This is a genomic window from Bradyrhizobium sp. SSBR45G, assembly GCF_030159255.1.
In the GTDB taxonomy this organism is placed as follows: Bacteria; Pseudomonadota; Alphaproteobacteria; order Rhizobiales; family Xanthobacteraceae; genus Bradyrhizobium.
Map to the genome: position 1 here is coordinate 145,713 of NZ_BSCT01000017.1, position 11,107 is coordinate 156,819.

The window sequence follows — 11,107 nt, forward strand, 5'->3', positions numbered from 1 at the left end:
ATTGTTTCTTGCTTATGATGATGAACTCGCCGGGACCTCTGCAAAGCCCAGTAGCCGCGCTGGCGTTCGCCATAGCAGCCGGTGCTGATCGTCCGGGTCCGGAAAGATCTCGGTAATGCCTGCCAGCAGCGGCCCGTAGTCGAGGCGTTCGGGCGCGCGCAGGAACGGCCAGTCGGAGCCCCACACGCAGCGGTCGAGCGTGAAAGCCTCGACCAGCGCGGCAATGAAGGGCCATGTGTCGGCGTAGGGGTAGGGCTGGCGCGCGAATTTGTAATAGCCGGACAGCTTCACAAAGGCGTCGCGCTCACGGCCAAGCGCGAGCAAAGCATGGAAGGAGGCGCGTTGCAGGCCATGCTCCACGGCAGGCCGTCCGCAATGATCGAACACGAGACGGACCTTCGACCGCTCGATGATGGGCAGCAGGTCGAGCAGTTGGTCGTGCTCGACCTGGACTTGCAGAAACAGGTCGAGGTCGGTCAGCTTGTCCAGCAGCGGCGCGGCGTCGCGGTAATAGTCGGTGCCGTGAAAGGGGACGTTGAACGCAATGCCGATGACGCCAGCGGCCTTCAACCGCTCCAGTTCCCTGATGTCGACGTCCTTCTCGACGACCGCGACGCCCTTGAACCTGCCATCTCCGAGCCTGAGCGTGTCGAGCAGGATGCGGCTGTCGGAGCCATAGCCGGAATTGGTCGCAACGATCAGCGCGTGCCGGACGTCGAAGACGTCGAGCACGCGAATGAGATGCGCGGCGGGCGCGATTTCCTGGCCGGTCGGACGATAGGGGGTGTCGGGCGCGTAGGGGAAGCGCGCGGGATCGATGGCGTGGATGTGGCAATCGATCCTGGGGCCTGCCGGAAGTGCCATGGTCGAGCCTTCTCTGACCGACGCTCAGAACGTCGCCTGAATCGCCTTGATCAGCTCGGGCGTCACGTCGGGCAGCACGCCGAACCAGGCCTGGAAGGCGAGGCGCGCCTGGTTGAGCAGCAGGCCGAGCCCGTTGACGGTGGTGCAGCCGCGGGCGCGCGCGTCCGCCAGGAAGGGCGTTTCCAGCGGCGTGTAGATCAGGTCGGCCACGAGCGTCGTCGTCGACAGCCGCCCCAGGTCGATCTCCAACGCCGGCTTTCCGATCATGCCGCGATCGGTGCTGTTGATGAGCAGGGCGACGTCGGCGACTGCCGCCGAACGATTGTCCCACGCCACCGTGCTGATGGCCGACCCGAACTCGGCTGCGATGGCCTGTGCCTTCTCGGCGGTGCGGTTGCTGATGCGAATGTCGCGGGCGCCATTCTCCAGCAGAGCCACCACCACCGCGCGTGCAGCGCCGCCGGCGCCGAGCAAGAGAATGGGACCTTCGTCGGCGCGCCAGTCCGGCCTGGCGTCGCGCAGGCTCTGGACAAAGCCGTTGCCGTCATTGTTGAAGCCGCTCAGCGTGCCGTCGGATTCGACGACAATGGTGTTGACGGCGCCGATGCGGCGTGCGGTTTCGTTCACCCGATCGAGCAGCGGCATCGCCGTCTGCTTGTGCGGCATGGTGACGTTGCAGCCGCGAAAACCGAGTGCCACCAGTCCTGCGAGCGCATCCTTCAGCCGCTCCGGCTGAACCGCGAGCGGCACATAGGCGCCGCGCAGGCCGTGTGCAGCAAGCCAGAAATTGTGAATCGTGGGGGAGCGGGAATGAGCGACGGGCATGCCGATGACGCCAGCCAATCCGAATCCATTCGCTTGCGACATGCTGCGCCAAGGCCTCCCGTCTGGATGTCGGCCTGTTCCGGCCGACGATGAAATCGTCTTATGGGCAATGATCCAGCCAGGCAATTGAAACATTCCGTCACAGTGTCCTTCGCAATGCACGCATCGTTTCCTGGTGTGGACTGGATGCAGCATCGCGATACTCTGCCTCTGGGCAAAGCGGCGGCTGGTTTCTATGATCGCGAACCACAGTCGCGCCGAGCCTCCAGGCTGCGTCCGACCGGCTACGAGGGATCTCGATTGACCATTCAGTCTCCGCTCTCCATCGCGACCGAAAGCTTCACCGACGCCGCTGCTGCAGTGGCGCGGCTCGAGGAGATCTACGAGCGCAACACTGCCTTCCTGCGCTCTCATTTCGAGGCCTATGCCAACGGCGTCGTGCCGGCGAGCCGCATCCGCGCGACCTATCCGTTCGTGCGCCTCACCACGGCGAGCCACGCCCGGCTGGACTCGCGTCTGGCCTACGGCTTCGTCGCGGGACCCGGCGTGCACGAGACCAGCGTCACGCGACCGGACCTGTTCCGCTCCTATCTGACCGAGCAGATCCGGCTGTTGATCGAGAACCACGGCGTGCCAGTCGAAATCGGCGAATCCGCCGAGCCGATCCCGGTGCATTTCGCCTATCGACGCGACATCAACATCGAGACGGCGCTGCCGCATCACGAGAGCCCGCTGGTGACGCGCTCGCTGCGCGACGTGTTCGATGCGCCGGACCTCTCGGCGATGGACGACGCCATCGCCGACGGCACGCTGCAGCTGGCGCCGGGCGCGCCCGAGCCGCTGTCGCTGTTTCGTGCCGCGCGCGTCGACTACTCGCTGCGCCGGCTGTATCACTACACGGGCACCGACCCGGATCATTTCCAGAACTTCGTCATCTTCACGAACTATCAGTTCTATGTCGACGCCTTCGCGGATTGGGGCCGGCAGCAGCTCGCATCCGGGCAGGTGGGACCGGAGATGTTCGTCGAGCCCGGCAACGTCATCACCCGCAATGCGCGCCTCGGCGGCGGCACGACAGGCTCTGCGCCGGCGCGCACGCCGCAGATGCCGGCGCTGCATCTCGTCGAGCCCGGGCACCAGGGTATCACGCTGATCAATATCGGCACCGGCCCGTCGAACGCCCGCAACGTCACCGACCACATCGCGGTGCTGCGGCCCCATGCCTGGCTGATGGTCGGCCATTGCGCGGGTCTGCGCAACACCCAGCGGCTCGGCGACTACGTGCTGGCGCACGGCTATGTCCGCGAGGATCACGTGCTCGACCAGGAACTGCCGCCCTGGGTGCCGATCCCGGCACTCGCCGAGGTGCAGGTCGCGCTCGAAGAGGCCGTGGAGACGGTCACCGGCTATTCCGGCTTCGAGCTGAAGCGGGTGATGCGCACCGGCACGGTCGCCAGCGTCGACAACCGCAACTGGGAGATCTCCGGCCCCGCGGTGATCCGGCGGCTGTCGCAGTCGCGCGCGGTCGCGCTCGACATGGAGTCGGCCGCGATCGCCGCCAATGGCTATCGCTTCCGCGTGCCCTACGGCACTTTGCTCTGCGTCTCCGACAAGCCGCTGCATGGCGAGATCAAGCTCGCGGGCATGGCGAGCGACTTCTACCGCCAGCGCGTCGGCCAGCATCTCCAGATCGGGCTCAAGGCGCTGGAGCTCTTGAAGCACCAGGAGTCGGAGCGGCTGCATTCGCGCAAGCTGCGCAGCTTCGCCGAGGTGGCCTTCCAGTAGCGGCGCGTGACCGCTGGGGATCAGCGCCCCCGGCGTTCGTCGAACGCCTGGCGGGCCTGCTCGACCTCCGGCATCTTGGCGATCGTCCAGGCATAGAGCGCGCGGAACGGCGGCTGCAGGGTGCGGCCGAGCGGCGTGATCTCGTATTGGACGGCGACCGGCGAGTCCGCAATCACCTCGCGCGCAACCAGGCCGTTGCGCTCGAGACGGCGCAGGCACTGCGTCAGCGCTTTCTGGGTGACGCCCTCGAGTTGCTTCTTGATGGCGTTGAAGCGCAGCGGGCCGGAGTCGAGCACCGCCAGCACCATCATCGACCATTTGTCGGCGATCTGGTCGATCAGCACCCGGCTCGGGCATTCCGACGAAAAATGCTGCGGCTTGCAACGGAGTGGGGCGGTCTCGGATGTCGACTGGGCCGTCACGATGGTGGTTTCCTCGGATATACCTGAGCGACTTCGGGTGCCCCATTGACTTCAGGTTTACGAAGTATACTGGAGCGGTTCCGAACGCAATGGAGCCTTCTGAATGTCCGATCTCGATACCAGCGTGCTGTTTCGTCCGTTTCGCCTGAAGTCGCTGGAGCTGAAGAACCGCATCGTCATGGCGCCGATGACGCGCAACGCGGCGCCGAATGGCATTCCCGGCGAGGCCAACGTCGCCTATTACCGCCGCCGCGCCGAGGGCGGGGTGGGGCTGATCCTCACCGAGGGCACCGTGGTCAATCGCCCGGCCTCCAAGAACGAGCCGAACATTCCCTTCTTCCACGGTAAGGCCGCGCTGGCCGGCTGGCAGAGCGTGGCCAGCGCCGTGCACGCCGCCGGCGGCCGGATCGCGCCGCAGATCTGGCACACCGGCTCCTGCAAGGGCATGAGCCGCTGGGAGCCGGACGCGCCGGTGGAGAGCCCGTCGGGCCTCGTGGCGCCGGACAAGCCGCGCGGCAACGCCATGACCGAGAACGACATCGCCGACACGGTGGCTGCCTTCGCGCAGGCCGCGGCGGACGCCAAGCGCACCGGCTTCGACACGGTCGAGATCCACGGCGCGCATGGCTATCTGATCGACCAGTTCTTCTGGTCGGGCACCAACAAGCGCGAGGACCGCTATGGCGGCGCGACCATCAAGGAGCGCTCGCGCTTTGCCGGCGAGATCGTCGCCGCGATCCGCAAGGCCGTCGGTCCGGACTTCCCGATCATCCTGCGCGTCAGCCAGTGGAAGCAGCAGGACTACGCGGCGCGCCTCGCCGAGACGCCCGCGCTGATGGGCGACTGGCTGCAGCCGCTGGTCGACGCCGGCGTCGACATCCTGCACTGCTCGCAGCGCCGCTTCTGGGAGCCCGAATTTCCGGACGTCGACGGCGAGAAGGGTCTCAACTTCGCCGGCTGGGCCAAGAAGATCACGGGCGCCGCGACCATCAGCGTCGGTTCGGTCGGGCTTGCCGGCGACTTCTTCTCGGCGTTTGCCGGCAAGCCGTCGACCACGGCCGATCTCGATGCGCTGCTGGAGCGCATGGCTCGGGACGAGTTCGACCTCATCGCCGTCGGCCGCGCGCTGATCAGCGATGCCGACTGGGTCGCCAAGATCAAGTCCGACGACAAGGCAGGCCTGAAGGGCTTCAACGCCGCGGACCTCGGCGCGCTGGTTTGAGCTATCGATGGGCTCGGTCATACGGGCCTAGCGATTGTCTGCTCTCGCAGCGTAGATGCGCCGCGATGTTAGTAGGGAGGCGATCAGTCGTCACGCGCTCGGTGCACCCTCTCCCCTTGCGGGAGAGGGTGCCGGAGATGCGAAGCATCGGAGGCGGGTGAGGGGTCTCTCTCCGCACGGGAGCTGGCGGAGAGAGACCCCTCACCCGGCTCGCATTCGCTTCGCTCATGCGATCCACCCTCTCCCGCAAGGGGAGAGGGTGCACCGTCCTCGCCGTGCTATATTCTTCTCGCGATGACAACCTGCACATGTTCGTCGCGGATCTCATTGTTTGTCCAACAATTCTCGCCGCTCGCTGCTAATGCACCGTCAGCTCCAGATACATCGGGCTGCGGAAGGTCGAGGACGGCATCCAGGGCAGTTGCTCCTGGGTGCGGCGATAGTCCGGCACGACCTTGTGCAGTTCGTCGAACGCGATCTTGATCGCCATCCGCGCGATCGCACTGCCGAGGCAGGCGTGCACGCCGCCGCCGAAGCCGAGATGACCGCGCGGCTTGCGGGAGATGTCGTAGACATCCGGATTGGCGAACTGCCGCTCGTCGCGATTGGCGGAGCCGTAGGCGAGGCAGACGAAATCGCCCTCGCGCAAGGTCTGGCCGTGCAAGGTGATGTCCTTCTGCAGGCAGCGGCGGAAGCGTTGCGCCGAGGTGTTGAAGCGCAGGGATTCCTCGACCGCGTCGCCCAGGAGATCAGGATTGGCGACCACTGCGCGGCGGGCGTCGGCGTGATCGGCGAGGTTGTAGGCGAGCATGGTCATGAAGCCGCCGAGCGACTCGATGCCGGCCATGATCAGCGTCGTCGTCGTCAACAGCACCTCGCGCTCGTCGAGCTTGTCGCCGTCGATCTCGGCCATGCTGAAATGCGAGATCAGATCGTTCTGCGGGTGCGCGCGGCGCTCGGCGATGATGCCGGCCGCATAGTCCTGCATCCAGTTGTAGGCGGCGATGTGCTGCGGTCCCTTGGCCCGGCTGACCGGATCGCTCTGCACCATCAGCACCGCCTTGTCGCGCACCGTCTGCTCGTCGCCGAGCGGCAGGCCGAGGGCCGCGAACAGCACGCGCACGGTGAACCGCGAGGAGAACGCCTCGATGAAGTCGAAGCGCTCCTGGCCGCGCAGCGCCTCGGCGCTGGCGCGCGCGATGTCGCGGATCGGGCCGGACAGGCTCTCCAGGTTGCGCTTCATGAAGGCATGCTGCACGAGCCCGCGCAGCCGGTCGTGACGCGGCGGATCGGTGGTGCCGAGCGTCGCGCCGGCGCGGTTCGGCAGCTCGGTCATCAGATTGCCCTTGGCCGAGGAATAGGTCTGCCAGTTGGTGCCGGCCGCTGCGACATCGGCGTAGCGCGACAGGATCCACATCTGTGCCTGCTGGCTCCAGAAGCAGGGATGCTCGTCGCGCAGCGTCTTGTAGAACGGGAACGGGTCGGCATCGACCGCCGGCGAATACGGATCGAACGTGAACATCATGGGCCTCCTCTCCATTGCGTGGGATCGTTGTTGTTATTTTCGCGACCCTATCTGATGCGGGGCCGCGGCGGGAGACACGAACGCCGGTCAAGACTTGTACTTTTCCGGCGTTCGGGTTTAGCTCCCGATCATGCCTCGCTTTCGCACCAAGCCCTCGATCCCCGCCTTTGCGCTGTATGGCGAGGCCTCCGCGGCGCAGCCGGACATGCTGCACATCGAGCCGATCCAGGTGCGCAGCAAGCTGTACCGCTGGGAGATCGAGGCGCACACCCATCAGGGCCTGCACCAGATCCTCTGGGTCGCGGCCGGTCCCGCCGAGATCGCCTTGGACGAAAGCCGGGCGCGCTGCAGCGGCCCGGTCGCGGTGATCATCCCGCCCGGCGTGGTCCATGCCTTCCGCTTCTCGCGCGAGACCGACGGTTACGTGCTCACCTTCAATCCGCGGGCCGTGATCGAGGGCGACGTGCCGGCGACCGGCGAGGCGCTGCGCGACTTGTTTGCAGCGCCGCAGATCCTGCATCTGGAGCCTCAGGCCGTGGCAACGGGCCGCATCGCGGCGCTGTTCGTCGACCTGGCCGACGAGTTCGCCGCCGCCGATTCCGCGGCCTCGCCGGTGCCGCATTGGCTCGGACGCTCGATCGTCTGGCGGCTGGCGCAGCAGAGTGCGCGACAGTCGCAGGGCGCACGGCGCGGCAGCGGGCAGGCTGATCTGTTCACCCGCTTCATCGTGCTGGTCGAGGCGCATCATCGCGATCACTGGTCGGTGGCGCGCTACGCCGACGAACTCGGCATGACCCCTGAGCGGCTGAACCGACTGACACGGGTGGAGACCGGGCAGTCTGCGCTCGATATCGTGCATGCGCGATTGGCGCGCGAAGCCTGCCGCCGACTCACCTATATTGCAGCGCCGGTGTCGAAGCTTGCCTTCGAGCTCGGCTTCAAGGACCCCGCTTATTTCTGCCGCTTCTTCAAGCGGCATACGGGGGCCAGCCCGCGCGATTATCGGCGGGCGATGGGCGTGGACGACGGCGCCATGCCGGCGACGCGCTGACCCGCGCCACCTGATACCGCTGAAACGTGAATGTTGCGCCGCGGCATGGTGTCGGAAAAGTACAAGAGAATGCAGCGTCCATCCAAGTGATGGTGGCGATTCCTTGCTAGAATCTGCAAACAAAAAGCAAAGCCAACAATCTGCCCTTCGTGAATCCGGGAGCCATGCCTCATGAAAGTCCAAGTCTGTATCATCGGCGGCGGCCCCTCGGGTCTGATGCTGTCGCAGCTGCTGCATCTGCAGGGCATCGATACGGTCATCCTGGAGAAGTCGAGCCGCGACTACGTTCTGTCGCGCATCCGCGCCGGCGTGCTCGAGCATGGATTCGCCAGGCTGATGCGCGAGGCGCAATGCGGCGAGCGCATGGACCGCGAGGGCGAGATCCATCACGGTTTCTACATCGCCCATGACGGTAAGCTCGACCGCGTCGACCTGCACAAATACTCCGGCGGCAATTCGGTGATGGTCTACGGCCAGACCGAGCTGACCCGTGATCTCTACGAGGCCCGCGACAAGATCGGCGGCAAGGTCGTGCACAATGCGCTCGACGTGACCCCGCACGACATTGCCTCCGACAAGCCCTACGTGACCTACCGCAGCGGCGAGGAGGTCATCCGCGTCGACTGCGACTACATCGTCGGCGCCGACGGCTTCCATGGCGTCAGCCGCAAGTCGATCCCGCAGGACAAGATCACGGAATATGAGCGGGTCTATCCGTTCGGCTGGCTTGGCGTGCTCTCGCGCACCAAGCCGGTGTCGCCGGAATTGATCTACGCCAAGCACGAGCGCGGTTTCGCGCTGTGCTCGCTGCGCTCGCAGGTGCTGAGCCGCTACTACGTCCAGGTGCCGCTCACCGACAAGGTCGAGGACTGGAGCGACGACGCCTTCTGGGCGGAGCTGAAGCACCGCCTGCCGGCCGAGGTCGCGGACAAGCTGATCACCGGGCCGTCGATCGAGAAGAGCATCGCGCCGCTGCGCAGCTTCGTCGCCGAGCCGATGCGCTACGGCCGGCTGTTCCTGGCCGGCGACGCCGCCCACATCGTGCCGCCGACCGGCGCGCGCGGGCTGAATTCGGCCGGATCCGACATCCATTATCTCTATGAAGGGCTGGTCGATCACTACAAGAAGGGCGACGACAAGGGCCTCGACGGCTATTCGCAGCGCGCGCTGGCGCGCATCTGGAAGGCGCAGCGCTTCTCCTGGTGGCTGACCACGCTGCTGCACCGTTTCCCGGACCGGCTGCCCTATGAGGACCGGCTGCAGAGCACCGAGATCGAGTATCTGTTCTCCTCCGATGCGGCCCAGCGCTCGCTCGCGGAGAACTATGTCGGGCTGCCGTACTAGATCTCGATCTGCTAGGACTTGACGAGGGAATCCGCGCCGCAGTGGCGCGGATTCGAGATCCCGGATCAACGGGACAGGCAGGGTGAGGAAACCAACATGACGACATTCACGAGCTTGCCGCGTGCGAGCGCGCTCGCTGGTCTGCTGACGCTGACGACGATCGGTTCCGCAGGCGCTGCAGCGTTGGTCGGAGAGGCCGGGGTCACCTGCAGTGGTCTGGCAGGAGTCTCCGAAGGCGCGATGCGGATCGACAGCGCCGCCATGCAGGCGCCGTCGCAGCTGACCGTCGCGGAGAAGGCCGGCTCGCCCGCCGCGCGCGTCGCTCCCGCAAATCCCGCGTTCTGCAAGGTGCTCGGCCATATCGAGCCGAAGGATCCGGCGGCGCCGCCGATCAGGTTCGAGGTCAATCTGCCGGTCGACTGGAACGGGCGCTCGTTGCAATATGGCGGCGGCGGTTTCAACGGCGTGCTGATCACCGGTCTCGGCCTGCCGCCGGCCTATCCGTTCGACAAGGCCTCGCCGCTCGCGCGCGGCTTCGTCACCTACGGCACCGACTCCGGCCACGAAGCCAAGCAAGGCGAGCCGCCGCAGACCTTTGCGCTCAATGACGAGGCGTTCGAGAACTTTGCGCATGTCGCCTACAAGAAGGTGCGCGATGCGGCGGTCGGCATCGTCAAGCGCGCCTACGGCAAGGCGCCGGATAAGATGTATTTCATGGGCTCGTCGGAGGGCGGCCGCGAGGCGCTCACCATGGCGCAGCGTTATCCCGACGATTTCGACGGCATCTTCGCCCGCGTGCCCGTCATCAACTGGGTCGGGCTGCAGCATGCCGGCACGCGCGGCGGGCTGGTGACGATGGGCGAGGGCTGGATCAGCCCGGCGCAGGTCAAGCTGGTGGCGGACGCGGTGCGCAAGAGCTGCGACAAGGCTGACGGTGTCGAGGACCGCCTGGTCGCCGATGCCGTCGGCTGCAAGGCGAGCTTCAAGCCGGAGAGCCTGCGCTGTCCCGACGGCAAGACCGGCGATGCCTGCCTGAGCGATGCGCAGGTGAAGGCGATTGCGACCTTGCATGCGCCCTACACATTCTCGTTCCCGCTTGCCAATGGGCTCGACGACTATCCGGGCTGGGGCATCTCCGGCGAGGACACCGAAGGCTTTGCGTCGGCCGGCGGCTGGATCTCGTGGTGGCTCGGCAAGGCCGCGCCGACGCAGCCGCCGACACAAGCGAACGGCATCGCCTGGGTGTTCGGCGCCGGCGGCACGCAATATGTCTTTGCCAGAGATCCCAAGCTCGACGTCACCCAATATCGCCCCGAGGACTACAAGGACCGCGTGCTGCAGGTGTCGCAGCTGATGGATTCCACCAATCCGGATCTCAGCCGCTTTCGCGCCCGCGGCGGCAGGCTCGTGATGCTCGAGCACATGGCGGACTACGCGCAGAGCCCCTACGCCGGCATTCGTTATTTCGAGGCGGTCGAGCGTAAGCTCGGCAAGGCCGAGACCGCGGAGTTCGCGCGGCTCTACACAGCGCCCGGCGTCGACCATGTCGGCAACGGCGCGCCGGCCAATGTCGACATGCTGAGCGTGCTGGTCGACTGGGTCGAGAGCGGCAAGGCGCCGGGCGACCTCGAGGTCGTCGACCAGACCATCGCGGCGCCCGCGTTCACCGCCACGCGCAGCCTGCCGCTGTGCCGCTGGCCGTCCTGGCCGCGCTACAAAGCGGGCCCGATCGAACAGGCCGCGAGCTTCACCTGCACGCCGTAGCGGGGCAGGGCGGAAGAGGGCGTGAGGCCTGGTCATCGTCTCTCCTCCGTCATTGCATCTCTCCGTCATTGTATCTTTCCTTCGTTGCATCTCTCCTTCGTCGTTGCGAGCGCAACGGCGCAGCGAAGCAATCCAGAGTCTCCGTGACGCCCTGGATTGCTTCCGCCGTCGCCCTTCTGGCTATGGCGGACAAGTTGCTGGGCTCGCAATGACGGATGGTGAGACGGGAGCTTCGAGCTACAAACACCGCTGTCGTCCCGGCGAACGCCCATAGGCGCTAAGATAGTTTTAGCATCATTTGATAG

9 protein-coding genes are annotated in these 11,107 nt (G+C 66.1%); 5 read left to right on the forward strand and 4 right to left on the reverse strand.

All coding sequences use genetic code 11. The features are described 5' to 3' along the window. Window positions 1-12: 12 nt before the first annotated feature. Window positions 13-864 (reverse strand): amidohydrolase family protein, encoded by an 852-nt coding sequence (locus tag QQL87_RS20250; protein WP_284420385.1) that lies wholly within the window; start codon window positions 862-864, stop codon window positions 13-15. Between the two features lie 24 nt (window positions 865-888). Then, on the reverse strand, window positions 889-1,731 hold the full coding sequence (locus tag QQL87_RS20255) for a shikimate dehydrogenase (protein WP_284420383.1): 843 nt from the start codon (window positions 1,729-1,731) through the stop codon (window positions 889-891). Window positions 1,732-1,989: 258 nt separating this feature from the next. Here QQL87_RS20255 and QQL87_RS20260 point away from each other — a divergent pair, with 258 nt between their 5' ends. Then, window positions 1,990-3,474: an AMP nucleosidase gene (locus QQL87_RS20260; protein ID WP_284420382.1), complete on the forward strand. Its 1,485-nt coding sequence runs from the start codon at window positions 1,990-1,992 to the stop codon at window positions 3,472-3,474. Window positions 3,475-3,494: 20 nt separating this feature from the next. Here QQL87_RS20260 and QQL87_RS20265 read toward each other — a convergent pair whose 3' ends face one another. Further along, the gene (locus QQL87_RS20265; RefSeq protein WP_502871198.1) at window positions 3,495-3,818 is read right to left on the reverse strand and encodes a winged helix-turn-helix transcriptional regulator; all 324 of its coding nucleotides are present in this window, start codon (window positions 3,816-3,818) and stop codon (window positions 3,495-3,497) included. 181 nt (window positions 3,819-3,999) lie between these two features. Here QQL87_RS20265 and QQL87_RS20270 point away from each other — a divergent pair, with 181 nt between their 5' ends. Then, window positions 4,000-5,118, forward strand: coding sequence for an NADH:flavin oxidoreductase (locus QQL87_RS20270; RefSeq protein WP_284420380.1), 1,119 nt, complete (start codon window positions 4,000-4,002; stop codon window positions 5,116-5,118). Between the two features lie 358 nt (window positions 5,119-5,476). On the opposite strand, the gene QQL87_RS20275 is transcribed toward QQL87_RS20270, so the two are convergent. Beyond that, window positions 5,477-6,640, reverse strand: coding sequence for a cytochrome P450 (locus tag QQL87_RS20275; protein ID WP_284420507.1), 1,164 nt, complete (start codon window positions 6,638-6,640; stop codon window positions 5,477-5,479). Between the two features lie 133 nt (window positions 6,641-6,773). Here QQL87_RS20275 and QQL87_RS20280 point away from each other — a divergent pair, with 133 nt between their 5' ends. The 3 genes from QQL87_RS20280 (at window position 6,774) to QQL87_RS20290 (ending at window position 10,802) form a co-directional block, all read left to right on the forward strand. Further along, window positions 6,774-7,694, forward strand: a complete 921-nt coding sequence (locus tag QQL87_RS20280) for a helix-turn-helix domain-containing protein (protein ID WP_284420379.1) — start codon at window positions 6,774-6,776, stop codon at window positions 7,692-7,694. A gap of 171 nt (window positions 7,695-7,865) precedes the next feature. Continuing rightward, on the forward strand, window positions 7,866-9,038 hold the full coding sequence (pobA, locus tag QQL87_RS20285; RefSeq protein WP_284420378.1) for a 4-hydroxybenzoate 3-monooxygenase: 1,173 nt from the start codon (window positions 7,866-7,868) through the stop codon (window positions 9,036-9,038). Window positions 9,039-9,134: 96 nt separating this feature from the next. Further along, the gene (locus QQL87_RS20290) at window positions 9,135-10,802 is read left to right on the forward strand and encodes a tannase/feruloyl esterase family alpha/beta hydrolase (RefSeq protein ID WP_502871197.1); all 1,668 of its coding nucleotides are present in this window, start codon (window positions 9,135-9,137) and stop codon (window positions 10,800-10,802) included. Window positions 10,803-11,107 lie beyond the last annotated feature (305 nt).